Source organism: Haloechinothrix salitolerans, assembly GCF_042662605.1.
Lineage (GTDB): Bacteria > Actinomycetota > Actinomycetes > Mycobacteriales > Pseudonocardiaceae > Haloechinothrix_A > Haloechinothrix_A salitolerans.
Genome location: NZ_JBHSXX010000001.1, coordinates 3,442,261 through 3,463,661, shown reverse-complemented (window position 1 = coordinate 3,463,661; position 21,401 = coordinate 3,442,261). Strand labels below are relative to the sequence as shown.

Sequence of the window (21,401 nt, the reverse complement as noted above, 5' to 3'; positions counted from 1 at the left end):
TGTCCGATCGGATAGGTACCGAGGCGGGCACGGAGCGCGGCGAACGTCCCCGCACCGTCGTTGTCACCCGCCGATGTCGGTGGCGATGACGTGCTCGACGTTGCGTTCCGCGAGCGCGGTGATGGTCACGAACGGGTTCACGCCGGTGCTGCCGGGGACCAGCGAGCCGTCGACGACGTAGAGGCCCGGATAGCCGGGCAGCCTGCCGTAGTTGTCGGTGGCCTCGTTGAGCACGCAGCCGCCAAGAGGGTGGTACGTGAAGTCGTCGCCCCAGATCTTGTAGACACCGAACAGATCGCTGCGGTAGATCGTGCCCGCTTTCGCGTTGATCGCGTCGAATACACGCTTGGCGGCGTCGATGGACGGCTGCGTCCAGGACGCCTGCCAGTCCAGATCGACTTGGCCGGTCGTGGTGTTGAACCGGAACGTGCCCCGATGCGGGTTCTTGGTGATGGCTAGGTAGAGATTGATCCACGTCTCAGTGCCCGCTGGGAACGGCGCGATCTCGGCGAACACCGGGCCGTTCGAGTCGGACCAGTTGTCGATACCCATCGAGGGCATGCACGACTGGAGCGCCCCGGTGAGGTCCCAGCCCGCGCGGCCGACCATGACGTTGCCGTTGTTGCCCCACCCCGCCCCGACATCGTCCGGCAGGTCGGACAGCCTGCCCTTGGCCTTCATCGCCACCAACAGCTTGCTCGTGCCGACGCTGCCCGCCGCGAAGAACACCCGATCGGCGGTGACGGTCTTGGTCGCGAGCGTCGTCCCGTCTACGTCGATCCGCACCATCGTGACCGCGTAGCGCCCGCCCCTCGTGGGCGCCACGTCGGTAACCGTGTGCAGCGGCGAGATCGACAGCTTCCCGGTCGCCGCCGCGGCCGCGAGGTAGGTCTTGTCGAGCGTGCGTTTGCCGTGGTTGTTGCCGTAGATCACCTCGGTGGCGAGTGCGGAGCGCGGCACCTGGTTGGCCGCTTCCCGCTTCATGTAGTCGAAGTCATAGACATTGGGGACGAACACCGTGTCGAATCCCGCGTCGTGCGCGGTGCGTCTGCTCACGCGGGTGTAGCGGTAGCAGTCGGCGGACTCGAACCAGACCCGGTCGATGCGGTTGACGCCGAGTGCGGCGTTGGCGCGCGGGAAGAACGTCCGATACATCTGATCGGCGTCGACCGAAGGCAGGATCTCCTCGAAGTAGTCACGCTTCGGGGTGACGGCCATGCCGCCGTTGACGAGCGACCCGCCACCGACGCCCCGGCCCTGGTAGACGCGGGTGGCGGCGAAACGCTCGGAGTCCAGCACCCCGGCGGCCGATGGAATCTCCTTGTTGGTGGAGCCGCCACTGAAGTAGCCGAGCGGCTGGTCGGTCTCGGTGCGGAACCAGAACGAGCGACCGTCCGGATTGTGCATGTCGCAGAAGACGTCGCCGTCGGGGCCGGGCGTGGTCCAGTTCCGCCCCATCTCGACTACGGCGGTGGGGACACCCGCCTGGGTCAGGCGCAGTGCCGTTACCGCGCCGCCATACCCGCTCCCGATCACGAGCGCGGGCACCAGGTCGCCGTCGCGCAATGCCTGCGACGGCGCTGCCGCCGCCGGGAGTGATGGCAGCGCGAATGCGCCCAAAGTAGAAGCTGTTCCACCAAGGAACACCCTCCGGCTTATACGCTTACCGTATCGACTCTTACCTGTGTTGATGCTGCTTCGCGGACCCACGGCTACCCCTTTATCCGGCAGTGAAAGTGATACACGTTATAGCCGTTCGGCCTGGTACGTGTCAGCAGCCATTCAGCGGCACTGTTGCGGAAAATGGTCGAGCGGGCGCCTGCGGTGAGCCGCAGTGGCGAGAGCACGAGACGTTACGGCCGCGGGAACTCGGCAGCGACGTCAGCGATCCCGTCCATGTACGCCGGTGTCGGCGCACCAGCGAGTGGCTCCACCTCCGCGATCACGACCGTGCGCCGGTCGCGGCGCGAATCGTAGTTGTGGCCGGTCCATCGGATGGGGCCGGCACCCACGACAGCGCCAGGCAGCGGCGACACGTTGCCCGTGCCGTGAGTGTCCACTAGCTCGCGCAGTCGTAACGCCGCGAGCGTGCTACGCATCTCGACCCAGGCGACGGACACGACAACAACCGTGCTGTTGCTGCCGTTCAGGCGAACCAGCATGCGGTCCAGCGCACGGCATGGGGTACGTACGAAAAAGCGGGCAACCTCGCCGTACGAGTTGGCGGCGCACGTCAGCCCACGTTCAAGCCTCCGATGGGTCCGCTTCAAATCAAGGCGTTTCCAGGTGGCACCGCGATGTCCCCTGCTTGCTTCTCGCTTACTCTTCACGATCTTGTTTCGCATCACCTGGCCAAGCGCCGACTCCACCGAAGCCGCTCCCCCACCAGCAGCGCCACTCGTGACACCGATCGAACCGTGCGCAAGCGTCACCGCGAGCGCCGCCCCAGCAACACCAGCCGCAGATCCCTTCTTCCAACGTCCGCGCTTATCACGCGGCTGATCTTGATACCCCACATCCGCCCCCAACAGGATCGGTTGTCGTCTCGATGGTGAGGTCGACATCACTGGTGGCACGGCACTTCCGACCGACACCGCCCGGATGGAGTAGTCGGCACTGTGACAGCAATCGCCAGACTTCGGCCGGGCGCGAACAGCCGACGCTCGTCTAAGCTCGATAGCGAGCAGTGCGTGGTGGAGGTGTGGGGATGGAATCGCTGGACATCCGGGACGATTTGGTGCCGTTGCGCACGGATTTCGACGTCTCGTGGCGGGGTTACGACCGTGGCCAGGTGCGACGGTACGTCCACGGCGTCGAGGCCGAGCTGCGGCTGGTTACCGCCGATCGCGACGCAGCGGTCGCCGAGGCGGAGAACCTCGCCACGCAGCTGGAGGCGAGCCGGTCGGAGGTCCGAGAGCTACGCGCGCGGCTCGACCAAGTGTGTCGCACTCCGATCGACCCGGAAGCGGTGCCCGGACGGCTGCGACGGATGGTCGAGCTCGCGCGGGACGAGGCAGCCGAGATCACCGGAAGAGCACAGATGGCCGCCGAACACACCTGGAACGCGGCCCAGGACGCGGCGCAGCGACTACGGAAGCGGTCCGAATGGCTCCTCGCCGACCTCGACGCGCAACGGACGGCCATGGCGGCCGAGTACCGTGAGCTGACCGAACGCGCCCGCACCGAGGCCGAGACGATGTCGCGCGAGGCGGAGCGGCGGCGTATCGAGCTGGACGAGGCCGCCGAGCAGCACCGAAAGCACGTCACGAGGGACTTCGAGATCGCCATGCTGGCCCGGCGGGTTGAGGCTCGGCGAGAAATCGCGGAGCAACGCCGCGCCGCGCAGACCGAAGCCGAGGGCATCGTCGCCGAGGCACGTGCTGAAGCCGCGCGGATCGTGCGAGCGGCACGACGGGAGGCGGACGCGCTACGGCAGGTCAGGGATGATCTCGCCGATCGGGTGCGCGCACTGGGCCGGTTGTTCGCCGACGCGGCGCCACTGCTGCGCCCGGACGACGAACCGGTGCCGGAACAGCGCGTCGCGACTCCGGCATGACCGGCTGACACCACACACCTGGCCGTCGCGCACTACGTGTGGCCGCCCGCACCGTGGGGTACTCATCACCGTCTAGACGAATGAGGTGAGCATATGCCCCGGTGGATTCGTTGGTTCTGGGAGCGGTACCGGCTGCCTGTCGACACCCCCAGGGAATCCGACGTCGCGACGGACCCCGCCGTCGCGCTGTCCCGGCCGCCCCACGGCGGCCGGAACACGAGCCGTGCGCGCGGCTCCGAGACGTTCGTCGGCAGGCTTTCCGGGGAGGATTTCGCCGGCGAGGAGCAGTCCGGCGCCGAACTGCGCAGACAGGGCAAGCCCGACTGACCCATAACCATGCCGGAACTCGCCGACGTTGAAGGTTTCCGCCGCGTGTTCAACGACCACGTCCGGGGCGCGGTCCGCGCGGTACGGGTGCGTGACGCACAAGTAGTGCGGCACACCAGCCGCCGCACGCTGGCCAAGGCGCTCGAAGGACAACGGTTCGACGCAGCACGGCGGCACGGCAAGTGGCTGATCGCACCCGTTCACGGGTCGGACGACGCCGTGCTGCTGCACTTCGGCATGACCGGAAGCCTGGAATGGGCAGACGCGCATGAGCAAGAGCACCGCCACGACCGCGTGGTGCTCGCGTTCGACGACGGCGAGCTGCGCTACCGCGACATGCGCAAACTGGAGGGCTTACACCTCACGCGCGGGGACACCGCCCGCGACCGCGTGCTCGGCGACCTCGGTGTCGACGCGACCGAGGTGACCCGCGAGCACCTCTACGACCTGTTGGCGCACCGCGACCGGCAGGTCAAGGCCGTGCTGATGGACCAGTACGAGATCGCAGGGCTCGGCACCCTGCTGGTGGACGAGATCCTGTGGCGCGCCCGGATTCACCCGCGCACGCGCGCGTCGGCGCTCAGCGCACAGGACTGCGGACGACTGCACGCGCGGATGCGCACCGTGCTGCGGCACGCCATCGACGCGGGCCGCGTGCCGCCCCGGGACAGCTGGTTGACCGGACACCGAGACGACGACCCCGGTACGTGTCCGCGCTGCGGATCGACCCTGTCACACGGGCGCGTCGGCAGCAGGAGTACCGCGTGGTGCTCACGGTGTCAGCCGGAACCGAACAAATAGCACCTACCCCGCCACCGCGCTCACGCCCCCGAACGCCCCATGCCGGAAGGCGTCGACAAACCGGGCGTGGTCGGCGCGGGTAAGTTCGGCGTACTCCCGTGCGAACTCCTGCACCCAGCTGACCAGCTCGCCGACGTGACCGTCGACGCGTTCCAGCACGAGGTCCTCCACCTGCTCCTCGACGGCGAGCCCCTCAGCGTCCGCGTCGGCGACGCAATGCATTTTGGCGGTCGCCTTGCCCAGGTCGGTGACCAGCTCGGTGATCTCGTCCGGCTCGGTCAGATCCTCCCATTCCAGGTCGGTCTCGTACGGCGACAGCTCACTGACAACGAAGCCGGTGCCGTCGATCTCGGTCCAGCCCAGGTACGGGTCGGCGTGCACTTGGAGAGCACGCTGCGACAACGCGGTGCGATGGCCATGGTGCTCGAACGCCCCCGCGAGCCGGTCGTCCTGTACCACCGCGCTGGCGGCGGCGATGTTGCCCTCCTTGACCGAGAGGATGATGTCGTTCTCCAGCGCCTGGCTGTGCCCTTCCAACAGCACGTTGTACGCCCGCAGCCCCGCGCTGCCAATGCCGAAGCCGGAGCGCCCGACGACGTCCTTCACGGCGAACGCGATGTCGTTCGATGCCCACTTGGACCCCGCGATGGTTTCCAAGTACCGCCGATACGCGCGCATCACGCGGTCATGTTCGGCGTCATCCAACCTGCGCACGCCCGGGCCCTCGATGAACTCCCGTTCGTCCCCCACGATGGCGGTATTCGCGGTGAGCAGATCGATCCGGCTCGCCGACCGCGCGGCCAGGAGCGTGTCCCGCACAGGGCCACGCGCGTTGTCCAGCCGCAGCGCCCACTCCTGGTCCCGGTCGGAGCTGGTGTAGTACGCGACCTGGTCCACATAGGACCGGATGTAGCGGGCGATCAGCTCGTCGATGACATCGTCGGGAAACGCCTTGCGCCAGCCGATCAGCGCGAGGCTGACCGCGCACCGTTGCAGGTCCCAGGTGAAGTGCCCGAGGTAGGCCTCGTCGAAGTCGTTGACGTCGAAGATCAGCCTGCCCTGGTCGTTGAGGTAGGTGCCGAAGTTCTCCGCGTGCAGGTCGCCGTGAATCCACACCCGCGACAGCGCGCCGGTGGCCCATGGGTCTTCGCGCTCGGCCATGTCCGCGTAGAACAACGCCGCCGACCCCCGGTAGAACGCGAACGGATCGGCCGCCATTTTGCGGAACCGTTTCCGGAACGCCGCGGGACCGCGCCGGACGCGCTCGGCGAAGGCGTTCTCCAGGATGCTGACGATCTGCTCGGTGCGCTGGTCACTCATCCCTCGCGACAGTACCGCGCATGGCAAACCTGCCGGGTGAATAGTGCCCCGCGGCCGGGTTTGCTCCCCCACAATTGGGGCATCCAACCAGGCGAGCGACGTATCGGAGGTATTGTCATGCAGACGACCCGCGCGGGAACCTCCGCACCGGCGCTGCCCGTCCGGCTCGCCATGGGTGTGCTGGGCGGCATCGTCGCCGGGGCGGGTTTCATCGCCCTGACCATGTGGTTCGCGCACACGGACGGCAAAGATGTGGTCGCCCCGTTCAAGATGATCTCCACCATCATCGAAGGGCCGCCACCCGACCAAGGCACGGTCTGGCTTGGCGTGGTGATCCACGTCGTGCTGAGCGTGGCCTTCGGCGTGCTCTTCGCCCTGCTCACCCACCCGTGGGGCACGGGCACACTGGCCGCGCTCGCTGGGCTGATTTATGGCGGCGCGATCTACGTCGTCAATTTCCAGGTCCTGAGCCGGTTCGTCGACCACTGGAGCGCGTTCCTCGACGGAACGAACCAGCCGTTCGAGGTAGCTACGCACCTGGTGTTCGGCGCCCTGCTCGCGGTGTTCTTCCCCGCGGTGACGCGCAGAACAAGCCGGGCGGAAGCGCCTCGGCACGCCGAGAGCGCGGCATAAGCGTGGACTGAAGGCGGCGCCATCACCACGTGTCCACGAACGCGCGACCGCCAGGCTCGCGCGGCGGGTCCGCCAGGGTTGTCGTGATCCACCGACGGGTGTCGGCGGGGTCGATGACGTCGTCGATCTCGAACACCGACGCGGCGTTGAGCGCCTTGCCGTGCTCGTAGGCCATCGCGACCATCTGGTCGAACAGTCGCTGCCGCTCGTCGGGATCGGAAACCGCGTCCAGCTCCTTGCGGAACCCGAGCTTGACCGCGCCTTCGAGTCCCATACCGCCGAGTTCGCCGGTCGGCCAGGACACCGTCGCCACCGGCACGGTGAGGCTACCGCCCGCCATCGCCATCGCGCCGAGCCCGTACGCTTTGCGCAGCACGATCACGCACATCGGCACCCGCAGGTTCGCACCGGTCACGAACATGCGGCTGACGTGCCGCACAGTGGCGGTGCGTTCGGCGTCGGGACCGACCATGAACCCAGGCGTGTCGCACAGCGAGACGATCGGCAGCCCGTGCGTGTCGCAGAGCTGCGAGAACCGGGATGCCTTGTCGGCGGCGTCGCTGTCGATCGCGCCGCCAAGGTGCGACGGGTTGTTCGCGATCAGCCCGTACGGCTTCCCCTCGATCCGCACCAGCGCGGTGATGATGCCGTGGCCGAAGTCCCGCCGCAGTTCCAGCACGCTGTCGGTGTCGGCGAGCGTGTCGATCACCGCGCGGACGTCGTAGACCCGCACCCGGTTCTCCGGCACCACCTGCCGCAACCGCCGCTGGTCCTCGCTGGACCACTCGGCGAGGCTGCCCTGGAAGTACGCCAGGTACCGCTTGGCGACCTCGGTCGCCTCGGTCTCGTCCGCCACCACGACGTCTACCACGCCGTTGGGCGCCTGGACGTCGATGGGACCGACCTCGTCCGGTTCGAAAGTGCCGAGTCCACCACCTTCGATCATCGCGGGTCCGCCCATACCGATGCTGGCATCCCGCGTGGCGATGACCACGTCGCAGCAGCCGAGCAGCGCCGCGTTGCCCGCGAAACACCGGCCGGAAGCGATGCCGACGAGCGGCACCTGCCCGCTGAGCTTCGCGAACAGGTGAAACGCCATCACCTGCAAGCCCGACACTGTGGGAATGTCGACGTCGCCGGGACGTCCGCCGCCGCCCTCGGCGTACAACACGACCGGCAGCCCGCGCCGCGCGGCGACGTCGAACAGCCGGTCCTTCTTCAGGTGGTTGTACGCGCCCTGGGTGCCCGCCAGCACCGTCGCGTCGTAGGCCAGCACGGCGCACTGCGCCGCCGCTTTCCCGACCAGCGCGCCGTTGACCCGCGCCAGCCCGCCGACGAGGCCGTCCGCCGGGGTGCGTTCGATCAGGTCTTCCAGCGAGCGGCGTTGTCGTTGCGCGGCCACCACCAGCGGCCCGTACTCCAGGAAGCTGCCCTCGTCGCAGAGTGCGGCGATGTTCTCCCGCGCGGTGCGCCGCCCGGCGTCGTGGCGTTTGGCGACGGCGTCCGGCCGCCGCCCGTCCTGCCCAATGGCGTGCCTGCGCCGCACCTCGTCCAGGTCGGCTCGCGCCTCGTCCAGGTCGTACTCGGCGTACTCGGCGTCCGCCTGCTGATCGGTGTCCCCTTCACCGGGCGCCCCGTGCGCAACGACGTCCAGCAGCCGCTGGTCCCGGCGCACCCGATCGCCCTCGGCCACCGCCACGCGCGCGACGACGCCCGCGTGTGGCGCGGTAACTGGGTGCTCCATCTTCATCGACTCCAGCACCACCAGCTGCTGGCCGGAACGCACCCGCGCGCCGTCGCTTACCGCGACGCGCACCACCGTGCCCAGCATCGGAGCGAGCACCGCACCATTCGTGTCGTGATCCACATCCGGAAGCTTCTCACGACGTGGCAAGGCGATAGCTGTTCGCCAGCGACGTCGTCCCCGTCGCCGTTCTCGTGGTTGGCATCCCGCGAACAGGGGTACACAGTCTCTAGCGAAGCCACCAGAAGTCCCTTCGATTCGACGGGCGGCTCCGAACACGATGTAGATATAGGTCCGTGTCATGAGGAGTCAGGTCATGTTCGGCACGACATCGAGTTCCGCGCTCTGGTCGGCGTTGCAACCCGGCGGGAACCCGCTCATCAGACCCTCGGACCGCCGTCAGGCCAGGCTCGCGGCGGTTCTCATCGCGCTCGCCCTGCTCTCGGGGCCGCTCATGGCCGCGTACGGCTTCAGCTACCACGCCAGCCTCACCGACCGCGCGGCGGCGCAACAACACGACCGCTACCGGGTGGACGCCATTGTGACCGAGGACGCACCCGTTACCGAGCGGAACGGCGCGATGGCGTTTCAGATGCCGCGCCAGGCAACGGCGCTGGCCGAATGGTCCACGCCAGACGGCAAGCGGCATGAAGGCACGGTCCCGGTTGCCGGTGGCGCGAGCGCGGGCGACACGATCACCATCTGGGTCGATGGAGACGGCGACCGAACGACCGCTCCCCTTTCTCCCGGTCAGACCGTCACCGCGGCGGTACTGGCCACGATCGGCACCTGGCTGCTCTTCGTCGCCGCGCTCGCGGGCATCTACGTGCTGATGCGCGTCCGGCTTGACCGCGAACGCTACGCGGCCTGGGAGCGCGAGTGGCGGGAGTTCGACGAGCATCGCACGTGACACGCATCCGCCCCGGCGTCCTGCCACCTGCCCGCACGCGGCGGCATACTCGAACCATGAACGCCAAGTGGGACGCCGACGCCACGCTGGTGCTCGGCGAGCGGACGGTGCCGTTGCTCGACCGCGCGCGGGTGTACGCCTGCGGCATCACGCCCTACGACGTCACCCACCTCGGGCACGCGGCGACGTTCGTCTGGGTGGACGTCCTCGCACGGGCGTTATGGCAGCTCGGCGTGGACGCCGAGATCTGCCGCAACGTCACCGACGTGGACGACGTCCTGGACGAGGCCGCCGCGCGGGCGGGCACCGACGCCGACTGGTACGCCGCCGTAGGGCAGTTCCAGTTCGACACCGACATGGCCAACCTCAAGGTCCGCACGCCGCGCCACGAGCCCCGCGCCCACAGCTACATTCCCCACGTCGTCCGGCTCGCGCGACATCTGGTGCGTTCCGGTCACGCCTACGTCGCCGAGGGCAGCGTCTACTTCCGGGGCGGCGACATCCCCGCCGTGGCGGGGATTGACCGGACGACGGCGTTGGAGCTGAACGCCGAGTTCGGTGGGCAGCCGGACGACCCTGCCAAGCACGACCCGCTGGACGTCGCGATCTGGCAGGCGTGTGGTCCCGACCGGGTCGGGTGGGACTCGCCCTGGGGCCGGGGGCGTCCCGGCTGGCACGCCGAGTGCGTGGCCATGGCGTCGTCGGTGTTCGGAGTGGGCGTCGACGTCCACGCGGGTGGCGCGGACCTGACCTACCCGCACCACGCCTGCCATGCCGCGATCGCGGAGGCGCTGACCGGCGTGCGGCCGTACGCCCGGTCGTGGCTGCACGTCGGGGTGGTCACCGTGGACGGCGAGAAGATGGCGAAGTCGTCCGGCAACCTGGTGCTCATCTCCGACCTACTCGCCGACCACGCGGCGGCGGTGGTGCGGATGATGATCCTTGACCGGCCGTGGCACCGGTCGTGGGACTACACCCCGGCGCTGCTGGACACGGCCGCCGAGCGCCTGGAGGCGCTCTACAGCGCGGCGGGTCGCCGCACCGCGGACACCGCCGCCGCCGAGGACGAGCTACGCACGGCGCTGCGCACCGACCTGAACGTGTCGCGCGCGCTGGACATCGCCATCGACAGCGGTGGCGACGCCGCCCGCACGATGGTGTCCGTGTTCGGGCTCGGCTGACATCCGACACAAGGGAGTGATTCCGTGAGCACGCAGACCGAGTTCGTCCGTGCCCCCAACGCCTTCACCGAGCGGGTCACCGCCGATGGGTCGTCCGGATGGCCCGTCGAACCGGGTCGCTACCGGCTGGTGGTCAGCAAGGCGTGCCCATGGGCCAGCCGTGGCCTCATCTCGCGGCGGTTGCTGGGGCTCGAGGACGCCCTCTCCGTCGCCGTCGCGGACCCGATTCAGGATGAGCGGAGCTGGCGGTTCACCCTCGACCCGGACGATCGTGACCCGGTACTGGGCATCCGGTTCTTGTCCCAGGCGTACTACAAGACCGACCCGAACTACACCGGTGGCATCAGCGTGCCCGCGCTGGTCGACGTCCCAAGCGGGAAGCTGGTCAGCAACGACTACCCGCAGCTGACCATCGACTTCGCCACCGAGTGGCGGGCCTATCACCGCGAGGGCGCGCCTGACCTCTACCCGGAGCAGCTGCGGGACGAGATCGACGACATCAACCAGGCGGTGTTCACCGATGTCAACAACGCTGTTTACCAGGCGGGCTTCGCCAAGCGCCCGGAGGCCTACGCCGACGCCTACCACCGGCTGTTCGCCCGGCTGGACGCGCTGTCGGAGCGGTTGGAGCGGCAGCGGTTCCTCGTCGGCGACACCATCACCGAGGCCGACATCCGGCTGTTCACCACGCTGGTGCGCTTCGACGCGGTGTATCACAACCACTTCAAGTGCAACCGGAACAAGCTCACCGAGATGCCGGTCCTGTGGGCCTACGCGCGCGACCTGTACCAGACGCCTGGGTTCTACGACACGGTCGACTTCGACCACATCAAGCGCCATTACTACCTGGTGCACACCAACATCAACCCGACAGGCATCGTGCCGCTCGGCCCTGACCTGTCCGGCTGGGACACGCCACACGGCCGCGAGCAACTCGGCGGGCGGCCGTTCGGCGACGGCACACCGCCCGCGCCGGTGTAGGCGGATTAGCCGCGCCCGTAGTGGCTACCCCAGCTACATGAACACACGTAAACCCCGCCGCAAGCTCACCCGCGAGGAATACGAACGCGGGCTGCCGGACTATCACGACCCGACCGGTGGCTGGGCGGGCGCCGCGCCGATGTATAGCGCGCTCACGTTGCGGCTGTGGTTGGCCGCGCTTGGCGTGGTGCTCTGCGTCGCCGTCGGAGTGCTGTGGGTGACCATCGGCGACATGGTGTGGCTCGGCGTCGTCCTGTTCGTCGTCGCGGCCGGGCTCGTCATTGACTTTGGCTGGGTGCTGCATCGCAAACGCCGAGGCGAACCGGGCTGACGGACGCGGATTGATCGGCGCGACGTTGGGTACCCCTCCACTAGCGAAGACACCCGGCGCAAAGGGAGGTTCGCGGTGGACATCGCGGTGGATTCCGACCTGCGGGAACTAGTCGCCAGGGCGCGGCGCACTAGGGGTACGCCGTTCGCCTCGGTGTACTACGAAACCACGCACACCACCGAGGACGCCACCAAGGTGCTGGAGCTGACCTGGCGCGAGCTGGCCGACGACCTGCGAGCGCAGGGAGCGGACGCGGATACCGTCGCGGCGCTGGAAGACGCCGTGTGGTCCGCGCCATACCCCGCTGGCAGGAGTGGGCGTGCGCTGATCGCCTCCGGAGGCACGGTGCTCGTCAATCGCTCGCTCGGTGAGCCCCCGGCACGACCGGTGGCACGCTGGTCCACCCTGCCGTACCTGGTGCCGCTCGTCGCGCACGCGCTACCGACGGTGCCGCACGTCGTCGCGACCGTCGACAAGGTCGGCGCCGAGGTCACCGGTGTCGACAACACCGGTGCCGTGGCCTACCACCATCCGGTGCTCGGCGCGGAGCATCCGGTGCATGAGGCGGGCACCAACGCCGGGTTGCCGCGCAGGCACGACCGAGAACACGTCCAAGAGACCGTCCGGCAGAACATTCACCTTGTCGCCGACGACGTCACCAAGGTCGCGGACGCGGTCGGCGCCGAGCTAATCGTCCTTTCCGGCGAGGTCAAGGGCAGGCGATGGCTACGAGACGCGCTGCCCGACCGGCTGCGAGACGGCGTCGTCGACGTCGGCGATGGCGGCCGCACCCAGGCCCCGTACGGCGACGCGCTGAGCGAAGAGGTCAGCGGCCTTGTGGCCGAGCGGGAACGACAGCGAATCGCAGCGCGCGCCGACCAGTTCCGTGCCGAACTGGCGCACGGCGCGGACGGGCTGGCGGTGCAGGGCCTGAGTTCGGTGTGCGCCACGCTACGCGAGGCGAACGCCGAGGCCTTGCTCATCGGTGGGGACGACGACCAGCACGTCCACACCGGCGCGGACCCCATCGAACTCGCCACTGACCCCGAGGTGCTCGACGAGCTCGGCATCTCGGTGGTCGACAGAGACCGTGCGGACGAAGCGCTACCGCTCGCCGCGATCGCCGTCGGCGCCGACCTCGTCGTCGTCGGGGACGAGCTGGCACTCGAGGACGGGTTCGGCGTGCTGCGCCGCTACCGAGGAGGTACCCATGCCGATCGCGGGCCGTGAGATCCCGATCTCGAACCAGGACAAGGTCCTGTTCCCCCAGGCCGGGCTGACCAAGGGCGACCTGGCTGACCACATGCACAACGTGGCCGAGGTGATGCTGCCGCACCTGCGGGACCGGCCGCTCACACTGCGGCGGTACCCGGACGGCATCGACGCCGACGGTTTCGTGCAAAAGCAGGCCTCGGAGCACTTTCCAGAGTGGCTGGACACGGTAAGGGTGCCGCTGCGTGAGGGCGGTACCCAGCGGGCGGTGCTCGCCGCGAGCGAGGCGGCGCTCACCTACCTGGCGAACCAGGCCGTGATCGAGCTCCATATCTGGCCGTCCACGACCGCTGACCTGGACCGCCCAGACCTGCTGGTGATCGACATCGACCCGCCGGATGGCTCTGCCGCCATCGGCGAGATCCGTAGCGTGGCGCGGCGGCTGCGTGATCTGTTCGGAGAGTTAGGGTTGCTCGCCTACCTGCAAGCGACCGGTGGGCGCGGCTTCCACGTCGTCGCGCCACTGGACCGGTCCGAGGGTTTCGACGCCGTACGCGAACTCGCCGCGGCGATCGCCGACACCCTGGCCGCCGACGACCCGAACCGCCTCACCACGGAGTTCCGTAAGGAGCGCAGGGGCGACCGGATCTTCCTCGATGTCAATCGGAACGGCTATGGCCAGACGTTCATCGCTCCGTACTCGGTTCGGGCGCGGCCCGGCGCGTCATGCGCCGTCCCCCTCGACTGGGGCGAGCTCGCGGGGGCGTGGCCAACCGGTTGGGACATGCGACGGGTGCACCGCCGCCTTGCGCAAAAGACCGACCCGTGGCAGCGGTTACACGACAAGCGTCTGGCGTGCTCACCGACCGAGGCGGCACGCCGGTTGGCTGAGATGAGGGGTTGAAGCCTGTCGTCACCACCCCGAGTCAGCCGCGACAGCGGACGCCACCGGCCCGCGCGGCGGGTCACTCCTCCGCGCGGTCGGGTGACGTCGGCGGCTGGTTGGACTCGCGCAACGCGTTCGCGACCGAACCACCGGCCTTGTCCGCGCTCTGACCGCGCCGCTCGGCGTCCGAAGGCGGTTCCTCGTCGTCGATCTGCTCACGCACCAGCGGTTCCTCCTGGTCCACCGCTGGATCGTCCATCGAAGCGTCGAGCTCGCTGGTCGGGGTCGCTGAGACCGGCGGGTCCGGCGGTTCTGCCACCTCGGTATCCGGCCTCTCCTGCCGCACCCGATCCTCGATGGTCTCGCCCTGCTCCTGCTCGAACGGCGTCCTGTCGTAGCGTTCGGCCGCCGACCACTGTTCGGGCGGCTCAACGCCGGTCTCCAGCGGGTCGACCTTGAGCCGGTCCTCGTCGAGATCCTCACTGCTGTTCAGCGCCGCCGGATCGGTCTCGACGTCGTCGGGCATGCCAGTGTCCTGCGGTGGCGTGCCGGGGTCCTTACCCTCCGCCATGACGACCTCCCATCGGGCGGCATCGCTGTCACAGTGAGGGTTGACGGGTCGCGCGGCGGCGAAACATCGGCGGACGCCGAGCGCGGCTTCCCGGGTACGGACGTTGTTGATCTGACGACGTTTGTGTCGTTATCACGACCGACGTGTCTTCAGATCCACTCGCGGCGATACCCGAAACGTGTGTCATGCCACCCGGCAGGGCACCAGCATCTTTTACTCGCTCCGCTACCCGCGGCTCGTCGAGGTGATCGACGTCCTGCGCGGGGTCATGGCCGAAGAGGCCGGGCGTCGTCAGGGACTCGTCGCGAAGCAGTAGGCGGTTAGCCCCCTGGATCTTGAGCGTGTCCGGTCGTGATCGCGACACACACGCTCAAGATCCCTCATACCAACTGCCGTAGCTGGCGGGTCGCGGCGACGACGTCGCGGAGCACCGGCGCGAGCTGCTCCCCCGAGCGCAGCACCAGCCGCAACGTCCGGCGCAGGTCGAGGTCGGTGGTCGGCACCACGACCACCTTGCCCGCCGCGACGTCCTCGGCGAGGACCAGCGAGCTGAGCACAGCGGGACCGATACCCGCCTCGACCGCCGCCTTGATCGCCGTCGTCGAGGACAGCTCCATGATCGGCTCCGGGCGGTCATCGTCGGTGAAGCCGAGCCGTGCCAGCTCGTGATCGAGCACGTAGCGCGTGCCGGACCCGGGCTCGCGACTGATCAACGGCGTGCGGGCGAGCTCGTCGGCGGTTACCGGCTCCCGCCGCGATGCCCACACGTGGTTGTGCGGCACCACAAGCAACAGTTCGTCGGTGGCGACCACATGCGACTCAAGCCCCTCGCTGACCTCGGCGCCTTCCACGAACCCGAGGTCGACCTCTCCGACGAGTACCTTCTCCGCGACCCGCACCGAGTTGACCACCTGGAGGCCGATCGACGCCGATGGCAGCCGTCGCCGTAGCTCGGACAGCCAGCGCGGCAACAGGTACTCCGCGATCGTCATGCTGCACGCGAGCCGCACCCTGCTGGCCTGTTCGTTACGCAACGCGTCGATGCCCGCGTCCAGTTCACCGGCGGCGTCGACCACCCGGCGCGCCCAGTCGGCGATCATCGCGCCCTTCTCGGTGAGCCGCGAGCCCGTGTTGGAGCGGATGATCAGCGGCACGCCGATCAGTCGCTCCATCGTGCGAATTCGGGACGCGGCAGCCGGCTGGGAGATGCCGCGCTCGCGGGCGGCCTTTCCCAGGCTTCCCAACCGCGCGACGCTGAGCAGCAGGTCGAGGGCACCGAGTTCGGGCACTCGCGCTGGCAACGGCATGACACTCCCAAGTCTGATTTTGGGCCTCCCAAAGCCAAGGTTAGTACCGCGCCGATGTGGGCGCCATTACGGTCACGGTGAGTCAGTGACGACTCGATGTCTCGCGCGGTGTCTCGCTCTCGGAGGACGCTCATGCGGTATGGCTTCGCCATCGACCAGAACACCTGTATCGGCTGTCATGCCTGCACCGTGGCCTGCAAGACCGAGCACGAGGTGCCGGTCGGCCAGTACCGCACCTGGGTGAAGTACGTCGAGCAGGGCGAGTTCCCCGCTACCACACGTGACTTCGGCGTCATGCGATGCAACCACTGCACCGACGCGCCGTGCGTGACGATCTGCCCCACGCAGGCGCTGTTCAAGCGCGACGACGGCATCGTCGACTTCGACAACGAGCGCTGCATCGGCTGCAAGGCGTGCATGCAGGGCTGCCCGTACGACGCGATCTACATCGACGCCGACACCAACACCGCCGCGAAGTGCAACTTCTGCGCCCACCGCGTCGACGAAGGCCTCGAACCGGCGTGCGTCGTCGTGTGCCCCACGCACTCCATTTGGGTCGGCGACCTGGACGACCCGGAAAGCGGCATCGCGAAGCTCGTCAATCAGAACCCGACGCAGGTGCGCGCACCCGAGCAGAACACCGGCCCGAACGTCTTCTACCTCGGCGCCGACCGAGCCGTGCTGGACCCTACAGCCGCCCCGACCGGCGACTCCTACCTCTGGGCACGCCCCGACGAGCACCGCCGTGACGTCTCCCGCGACCTGCCGACGGACCCGGTCACCAAGGCCCGCACCACGCTGAACACCGCCCACCCGCGCCCGTGGGGCTGGCGCGTGACGACGTACCTCTGGACCAAGGCGGTCGGCGCGGGCGCGATGTTCCTGGCCGCGCTGGCGCACCTGCTCGGCATCGACCTCGACGTCGTCGGCGACATCGTGGCGCCCGCGCTGGGCGTCGCGGGCATCGGCATCACCGGGGCGCTGCTGGTGTGGGACCTGAAACGTCCAGAACGCTTCCTCTACATCCTGCTGAAACCGAATCCGCGCTCGTGGATGTTCTGGGGCGCGATCGTGCTCGCGGCGGGCGCGGCGCTGTTCACCGCATGGCTGGCGCTCGGCGTGCTCGAGACGACGGGCGTGCTCACTGCCGACCCGGCATACGACTGGCTGGCCGTGCCCGCGCTGGTCGCCGCCGCGATGACGGCGGGCTACACCGGATTCCTGTTCGGCCAGGCCGAGGGCCGTGACCTATGGCAGTCGCCGCTGCTGTTCTGGCACCTGATCGTGCAGGCCGTGATGGTCGGCGCGGGCGCGCTGGCACTGGCCGCGATCGGCACGGGGCTCGGCGCAGGCGCGACGACGCTCCTGCTCGCCGCGCTCACCCTCGGCACACTCGGCCACCTGCTGATGGTGTTGTTCGAGTTTCTGGGTAGGCACACCAGCAAGCAGGCCGCGATGGCGGCGCACATGGTCACCCACGGCCGCTACGCCCGGCTGTTCTGGACCGGTGGCATCGGACTCGCCGCGCTCGCCGCCGCCATCGCCGGGCTCGGGTGGGCCACGGCGTCCCTGCTCATCGCGGCGGTGGCGGGTCTGCTGGTCCAGGCCGCCCTGCTGATCTACGAGAGCGTGTTCGTCCGCGCAGGCCAAGACGTCCCACTGTCCTGAAAGGATCGTCATGAGCGTAGAACCGGACCTGCCCGGCTCCCGACGTCACGAGCACCTGCGCAACTTCCCTCCGGTGTCCGCATGGGATCACCACGTCGAGTACGACGCCAAGGCGCACCCGCGCAAGGTCCCGCGCTCCTACATGCTGATCCCCACCACGTGCTTCAACTGCGAAAGCGCCTGCGGACTGCTCGCCTACGTCGACAAGGACGATCTGTCGGTCAAGAAGCTGGAGGGCAACCCGGCCCACCCCGGCTCGCGCGGCCGGAACTGCGCCAAGGGCCCGGCGACCGTCAACCAGCTCGACGACCCGGAACGCATCCTGTACCCGCTGCGGCGCACCGGCGAGCGCGGCGCAGGCCAGTGGGAACGCGTGAGCTGGGACGACGCGCTGAACGACATCGCGGGCCGGATCGCCACCGCCATCAGCGAGGGCCGCCACGAGGACGTCATGTACCACGTCGGACGTCCTGGTGAGGACGGCTTCACCGAGCGCGTCCTCAACACCTGGGGCGTGGACGGCCACAACACCCACACCAACATCTGCTCGGCGGGCGCGCGGCTCGGCATGTCGATGTGGACCGGGTTCGACCGGCCATCGGCGGACCACGCCAACGCCAAGGTGATCCTGCTGCTCTCCAGCCACCTTGAGACCGGCCACTACTTCAACCCGCACGCGCAGCGGATCATGGAAGGCAAGCAGTCCGGCGCGAAGCTCGTCGTGCTGGACCCGAGGATGTCCAACACCGCCGCACACGCCGACGCCTGGTTGGCGCCGTGGCCCGGCAGCGAGGCCGCGATCCTCCTGGCGGTGGCGTCGTACCTGCTGCGCACCCGGCGGATCGACGAGCCGTTCCTGCGCCGCTGGCTCAACTGGCAGACCTACCTGGCCGAGCTACATCCCGACGCGCCACAGGACTTCGACACCTTCCTCGACCGCATCACCGCCGACTACGCCGAGTTCACCTTCGAGTTCGCGGCTGACGAGGCGCAGGTGCCGGTCGAGCGGATCGCGGAGATCGCCGAGATCGTGGCGGACTGCGACGGCAGGCTGTCCGCACACATCTGGCGCGCCGCGGCGGCGGGCAACCTCGGCGGCTGGCAGGTCGCGCGGGCACTGTGGTTCGTGCTCGCGCTGACCGGAAGCATCGGCGGGCGCGGCGGTACCAGCCCGAACGGGTGGCACAAGTTCATCCCGCAGGGGCCCAACATGCCCAGCCACCACGAGCACTGGAACGAGCTGATCTGGCCACGCGAATACCCCCTCGCCACCAACGAGCTGTCATTCCTGCTCCCCCACTTCCTCAAGGAGGGACGCGGGAAGCTCGACGTCTACTTCTCGCGCGTCTACAACCCCATCTGGACCAACCCGGACGGCTTCACCTGGATCGAGACGCTGACCGACCCCGACAAGATCGGGCTGCACGTCGCGCTGACGCCGACATGGTCGGAGACCGCCGAGTTCGCCGACTACGTCCTGCCGATGGGCCATTCCAGCGAACGCCACGACACCCACTCGTACGAGACGCACGCCGGGAAGTGGCTCGGCTTCCGGCAGCCGGTGCAGCGCGTCGCGATGGACAAGCTCGGCGAGGACTACACCGACACCCGCGACGCCAACCCCGGCGAGGTGTGGGAAGAGAACGAGTTCTGGTTCGAGCTGTCGTGGCGGATCGACCCGGACGGCGCGCTCGGCATCACCAAGCACTTCGAGTCGCCGTACCGTTCCGGCGAGAAGATGACCACGGACGACTACTACCGGTGGATGTTCGAGCACAGCGTTCCCGGCCTGCCGGAGAAGGCCGCCGAGCAGGGCATGACGCCGCTGGAGTACATGCGCCGCTACGGCGTGGTCGAGGTTGACACCGACATCTACCGCGTGGACGAGCGCGCGCTCACCGACGACGAACTGGCCGACACCACCGTCGACCCCAACGGCGTGGTGCGCAAGCCGGTCACGCTGGACTCGGTGGCGCCGGTGTTCGGCGAGGCGGGCGCGGTCGGTGTGCGCCACGACGACGGCGACGTGACGTTCGGCTGGCCCACGCCGTCACGGAAGCTGGAGGTGTTCTCCACCGCGATGCGCGACTGGGGCCAGGGCGAGCACGCCACGCCGGGCTACATCCGCTCGCACGTCGCGCGCAGCGAGATCGACCTGGACGCGGGCGAGCTGGTGCTTGTCCCGACGTTCCGGCTGCCGACGTTGATCCACACCCGCTCCGGCAACGCCAAGTACCTCAACGAAATCTCCAACACCCACCCGGTGTGGCTGAACTCCACCGACGCCGCCCGCCACGGAGTGCGCACCGACGACCTGGTGCGGATCAGCACCGAGATCGGCTACTTCGTGGCGCGAGTGTGGGTAACCGAGGGCATCCGGCCGGGCGTGTGCGCGCTGTCGCACCACATGGGACGGTGGCGACTGCATCCCGGCGAGGGCAGCCGCTGGGTGTCCGGCATGGTGGAACTGTCCCATCCGGACGGTGAGCACACCTGGCTGCTGCGACACAAGGGCGGCGTCGCGCCGTTCGATTCCAGCGACCCGGACTCGTCGCGCATCGACTGGACGGACCCCGGCGTGCACCAGAACCTCGCGTTCGCGGTGCACCCCGACCCGCACTCCGGGATGCACTGCTGGCTCCAGAAGATCAGGATGGAACCGGCGCGGCCCGAGGACCGCTACGGCGACGTCTACGTCGACACCCGTCGTTCGGCCGAGGTGTACCGGGAGTGGCTGGCGAAGACCACCCCGGCGCTCGGGCCGGGCGGCCAGCGGCGACCGGAGTTCATGATGCGCCCCCTCGCGCCAACCCGGCGCGGCTACCGGACAACGGAGACCCCCGAATGACGATGCTGACCCGGCTGCGAACCACCGGCGTGGACGAGACGGCGCTGTGGGAGGCCGTCGCGGCCGTCGAGGACCCGGAGATCCACCGCAGCCTCGGCGACCTGGGCATGCTGCGCGAGGCGAAGGCCGGGCGTGGCGGACGGGTGCACGTCGAGGTCGCGCTGACGACGTCCGGCTGCCCGCTGCGCGAACGCCTGCGCGAGGACGTCACGGCGGCGGCACTGTCGGTGGCCGGGGTCGGCGCGGTCGACGTCAGCTTCGGCACGCTGTCCGAGCGGGAACGGCTCGCGCTGTCGCAGCGGTTACGGGAGCAGCGCGCCACCGGCATCGGCGAACACACCCGCGTCTACGCTGTGGCCAGCGGCAAGGGCGGCATCGGCAAGTCCACCGTGACGACCAACCTCGCGGTGGCGCTCGCCGCGCAAGGCAAGCGCGTGGGCGTGCTGGACGCCGACGTCTGGGGCTACTCGGTGCCGCAGTTGTTCGGGGTCCGGCGCAACCCCGTGGCGCTCAAGGGCCTGATGCTGCCGGTGGAGGCGCACGGCGTGCGGCTGATGTCCGTCGGGTTCTTTGTGGACGAGAACGAGCCGGTCGTGTGGCGCGGGCCGATGCTGCACAAGGCGTTGGAGCAGTTTCTCACCGACGTACACTGGGACAACCCGGACGTTCTGCTAATCGATCTGCCGCCCGGCACCGGGGACATCACGCTGTCGCTGCTGGAGCTGCTCCCCCAGGCCGCGTTGCTCGCGGTCACCACGCCGCAGGTCGCGGCGCAGACCGTGGCGTCCCGGGTGGGGCGGATGGCGCGCGACATGCGGATGCCGGTCGCCGGGGTGGTGGAGAACATGAGCGCGCTCGCCTGCGAGTGCGGCAGACACACGGCGTTGTTCGGCTCCGGCGGCGGCAGGCGACTCGCGGACGAGCTGGACACCGACCTGCTCGGGCAGATCCCGATCGACGCGGCGCTGACCGCCTCCGGCGACGCGGGTACCCCGGTGGTGGCCAGTACGCCGGACGCGCCCTCCGCCGTGGCGTTGGCCGAGGTGGCGGCACGACTGCCGGTGGTGAGACGGCCCCTCGCGGGGGTGCCGCTGCCGTTGAGCGTGGTCTAAGCGATGGTGTGTG

20 protein-coding genes are annotated in these 21,401 nt (G+C 68.9%); 14 read left to right on the top strand and 6 right to left on the bottom strand.

All coding sequences use genetic code 11. The annotated features are described in order from the left end of the window. Positions 1-63: 63 nt before the first annotated feature. The gene (locus ACFQGD_RS16460) at positions 64-1,620 is read right to left on the bottom strand and encodes a GMC oxidoreductase (protein ID WP_390183602.1); all 1,557 of its coding nucleotides are present in this window, start codon (positions 1,618-1,620) and stop codon (positions 64-66) included. Positions 1,621-1,853: 233 nt separating this feature from the next. Further along, positions 1,854-2,162, bottom strand: a complete 309-nt coding sequence (locus tag ACFQGD_RS16455; RefSeq protein WP_345390794.1) for a hypothetical protein — start codon at positions 2,160-2,162, stop codon at positions 1,854-1,856. 545 nt (positions 2,163-2,707) lie between these two features. Here ACFQGD_RS16455 and ACFQGD_RS16450 point away from each other — a divergent pair. The 3 genes from ACFQGD_RS16450 (at position 2,708) to ACFQGD_RS16440 (ending at position 4,684) form a co-directional block, all read left to right on the top strand. Then, entirely contained in the window at positions 2,708-3,556 is an 849-nt protein-coding gene (locus ACFQGD_RS16450; protein WP_345390791.1) for a coiled-coil domain-containing protein, read from the top strand. 93 nt (positions 3,557-3,649) lie between these two features. Continuing rightward, positions 3,650-3,883 carry a hypothetical protein gene (locus tag ACFQGD_RS16445; RefSeq protein WP_345390788.1) on the top strand — a complete coding sequence of 78 codons (234 nt, stop codon included), beginning with the start codon at positions 3,650-3,652 and terminating at the stop codon, positions 3,881-3,883. A 9-nt stretch (positions 3,884-3,892) separates the two neighbouring features. Further along, positions 3,893-4,684 (top strand): Fpg/Nei family DNA glycosylase, encoded by a 792-nt coding sequence (locus ACFQGD_RS16440; RefSeq protein WP_345390785.1) that lies wholly within the window; start codon positions 3,893-3,895, stop codon positions 4,682-4,684. Positions 4,685-4,687: 3 nt separating this feature from the next. Here ACFQGD_RS16440 and ACFQGD_RS16435 read toward each other — a convergent pair whose 3' ends face one another. Then, entirely contained in the window at positions 4,688-6,004 is a 1,317-nt protein-coding gene (locus ACFQGD_RS16435) for a DUF2252 domain-containing protein (RefSeq protein WP_345390782.1), read from the bottom strand. Positions 6,005-6,121: 117 nt separating this feature from the next. Here ACFQGD_RS16435 and ACFQGD_RS16430 point away from each other — a divergent pair, with 117 nt between their 5' ends. After that, complete coding sequence (locus tag ACFQGD_RS16430) at positions 6,122-6,637, top strand: hypothetical protein (RefSeq protein ID WP_345390779.1); 516 nt, start codon at positions 6,122-6,124, stop codon at positions 6,635-6,637. A 22-nt stretch (positions 6,638-6,659) separates the two neighbouring features. Here the strand turns inward: ACFQGD_RS16430 and ACFQGD_RS16425 are convergent, their stop codons facing one another. Next, positions 6,660-8,504, bottom strand: a complete 1,845-nt coding sequence (locus ACFQGD_RS16425; protein ID WP_345390776.1) for a carboxyl transferase domain-containing protein — start codon at positions 8,502-8,504, stop codon at positions 6,660-6,662. Between the two features lie 193 nt (positions 8,505-8,697). Here ACFQGD_RS16425 and ACFQGD_RS16420 point away from each other — a divergent pair, with 193 nt between their 5' ends. From ACFQGD_RS16420 to ligD, 6 genes are all read left to right on the top strand, one after another. Next, entirely contained in the window at positions 8,698-9,291 is a 594-nt protein-coding gene (locus tag ACFQGD_RS16420; protein ID WP_345390773.1) for an Rv1733c family protein, read from the top strand. 56 nt (positions 9,292-9,347) lie between these two features. After that, positions 9,348-10,472 carry a class I tRNA ligase family protein gene (locus ACFQGD_RS16415; RefSeq protein WP_345390770.1) on the top strand — a complete coding sequence of 375 codons (1,125 nt, stop codon included), beginning with the start codon at positions 9,348-9,350 and terminating at the stop codon, positions 10,470-10,472. Between the two features lie 24 nt (positions 10,473-10,496). Next, positions 10,497-11,453, top strand: coding sequence for a glutathione S-transferase family protein (locus ACFQGD_RS16410; RefSeq protein ID WP_345390767.1), 957 nt, complete (start codon positions 10,497-10,499; stop codon positions 11,451-11,453). Between the two features lie 37 nt (positions 11,454-11,490). After that, positions 11,491-11,784, top strand: a complete 294-nt coding sequence (locus ACFQGD_RS16405) for a hypothetical protein (RefSeq protein ID WP_345390764.1) — start codon at positions 11,491-11,493, stop codon at positions 11,782-11,784. A 75-nt stretch (positions 11,785-11,859) separates the two neighbouring features. After that, on the top strand, positions 11,860-13,014 hold the full coding sequence (locus tag ACFQGD_RS16400; RefSeq protein ID WP_345390761.1) for an Rv2629 family ribosome hibernation factor: 1,155 nt from the start codon (positions 11,860-11,862) through the stop codon (positions 13,012-13,014). Beyond that, positions 12,995-13,900 carry a non-homologous end-joining DNA ligase gene (ligD, locus tag ACFQGD_RS16395; protein WP_345390758.1) on the top strand — a complete coding sequence of 302 codons (906 nt, stop codon included), beginning with the start codon at positions 12,995-12,997 and terminating at the stop codon, positions 13,898-13,900. Before ACFQGD_RS16400 ends, ligD begins: the two co-directional genes overlap by 20 nt. A gap of 61 nt (positions 13,901-13,961) precedes the next feature. Here the strand turns inward: ligD and ACFQGD_RS16390 are convergent, their stop codons facing one another. After that, positions 13,962-14,453, bottom strand: coding sequence for a hypothetical protein (locus ACFQGD_RS16390; RefSeq protein WP_345390755.1), 492 nt, complete (start codon positions 14,451-14,453; stop codon positions 13,962-13,964). A gap of 178 nt (positions 14,454-14,631) precedes the next feature. On the opposite strand from ACFQGD_RS16390, the gene ACFQGD_RS16385 reads away from it, so the two are divergent. Next, on the top strand, positions 14,632-14,769 hold the full coding sequence (locus ACFQGD_RS16385; protein WP_345390752.1) for a hypothetical protein: 138 nt from the start codon (positions 14,632-14,634) through the stop codon (positions 14,767-14,769). Positions 14,770-14,833: 64 nt separating this feature from the next. Here the strand turns inward: ACFQGD_RS16385 and ACFQGD_RS16380 are convergent, their stop codons facing one another. After that, positions 14,834-15,760 carry a LysR substrate-binding domain-containing protein gene (locus ACFQGD_RS16380; RefSeq protein WP_345390749.1) on the bottom strand — a complete coding sequence of 309 codons (927 nt, stop codon included), beginning with the start codon at positions 15,758-15,760 and terminating at the stop codon, positions 14,834-14,836. A 132-nt stretch (positions 15,761-15,892) separates the two neighbouring features. On the opposite strand from ACFQGD_RS16380, the gene ACFQGD_RS16375 reads away from it, so the two are divergent. Genes ACFQGD_RS16375 through ACFQGD_RS16365 form a run of 3 tightly spaced genes read left to right on the top strand, consistent with a single transcriptional unit; the run spans position 15,893 to position 21,388 of the window. Next, positions 15,893-17,428 carry a 4Fe-4S dicluster domain-containing protein gene (locus ACFQGD_RS16375; protein WP_345390746.1) on the top strand — a complete coding sequence of 512 codons (1,536 nt, stop codon included), beginning with the start codon at positions 15,893-15,895 and terminating at the stop codon, positions 17,426-17,428. Between the two features lie 10 nt (positions 17,429-17,438). Next, entirely contained in the window at positions 17,439-20,276 is a 2,838-nt protein-coding gene (locus ACFQGD_RS16370) for a molybdopterin-dependent oxidoreductase (protein WP_345390743.1), read from the top strand. Continuing rightward, on the top strand, positions 20,273-21,388 hold the full coding sequence (locus tag ACFQGD_RS16365; RefSeq protein ID WP_345390740.1) for an Mrp/NBP35 family ATP-binding protein: 1,116 nt from the start codon (positions 20,273-20,275) through the stop codon (positions 21,386-21,388). Before ACFQGD_RS16370 ends, ACFQGD_RS16365 begins: the two co-directional genes overlap by 4 nt. Positions 21,389-21,401: the final 13 nt, after the last annotated feature.

What these genes read in the sequence shown, in the direction of transcription:
- ACFQGD_RS16455 (WP_345390794.1), bottom strand. Translation starts at nt 2,162, where the DNA reads ATGCTGGTTCGCCTGAACGGCAGCAACAGCACGGTTGTTGTCGTGTCC.
- ACFQGD_RS16450 (WP_345390791.1), top strand. Translation starts at nt 2,708, where the DNA reads ATGGAATCGCTGGACATCCGGGACGATTTGGTGCCGTTGCGCACGGAT.
- ACFQGD_RS16445 (WP_345390788.1), top strand. Translation starts at nt 3,650, where the DNA reads ATGCCCCGGTGGATTCGTTGGTTCTGGGAGCGGTACCGGCTGCCTGTC.
- ACFQGD_RS16440 (WP_345390785.1), top strand. Translation starts at nt 3,893, where the DNA reads ATGCCGGAACTCGCCGACGTTGAAGGTTTCCGCCGCGTGTTCAACGAC.
- ACFQGD_RS16435 (WP_345390782.1), bottom strand. Translation starts at nt 6,004, where the DNA reads ATGAGTGACCAGCGCACCGAGCAGATCGTCAGCATCCTGGAGAACGCC.
- ACFQGD_RS16430 (WP_345390779.1), top strand. Translation starts at nt 6,122, where the DNA reads ATGCAGACGACCCGCGCGGGAACCTCCGCACCGGCGCTGCCCGTCCGG.
- ACFQGD_RS16420 (WP_345390773.1), top strand. Translation starts at nt 8,698, where the DNA reads ATGTTCGGCACGACATCGAGTTCCGCGCTCTGGTCGGCGTTGCAACCC.
- ACFQGD_RS16415 (WP_345390770.1), top strand. Translation starts at nt 9,348, where the DNA reads ATGAACGCCAAGTGGGACGCCGACGCCACGCTGGTGCTCGGCGAGCGG.
- ACFQGD_RS16405 (WP_345390764.1), top strand. Translation starts at nt 11,491, where the DNA reads ATGAACACACGTAAACCCCGCCGCAAGCTCACCCGCGAGGAATACGAA.
- ligD (WP_345390758.1), top strand. Translation starts at nt 12,995, where the DNA reads ATGCCGATCGCGGGCCGTGAGATCCCGATCTCGAACCAGGACAAGGTC.
- ACFQGD_RS16390 (WP_345390755.1), bottom strand. Translation starts at nt 14,453, where the DNA reads ATGGCGGAGGGTAAGGACCCCGGCACGCCACCGCAGGACACTGGCATG.
- ACFQGD_RS16380 (WP_345390749.1), bottom strand. Translation starts at nt 15,760, where the DNA reads ATGCCGTTGCCAGCGCGAGTGCCCGAACTCGGTGCCCTCGACCTGCTG.
- ACFQGD_RS16375 (WP_345390746.1), top strand. Translation starts at nt 15,893, where the DNA reads ATGCGGTATGGCTTCGCCATCGACCAGAACACCTGTATCGGCTGTCAT.
- ACFQGD_RS16370 (WP_345390743.1), top strand. Translation starts at nt 17,439, where the DNA reads ATGAGCGTAGAACCGGACCTGCCCGGCTCCCGACGTCACGAGCACCTG.
- ACFQGD_RS16365 (WP_345390740.1), top strand. Translation starts at nt 20,273, where the DNA reads ATGACGATGCTGACCCGGCTGCGAACCACCGGCGTGGACGAGACGGCG.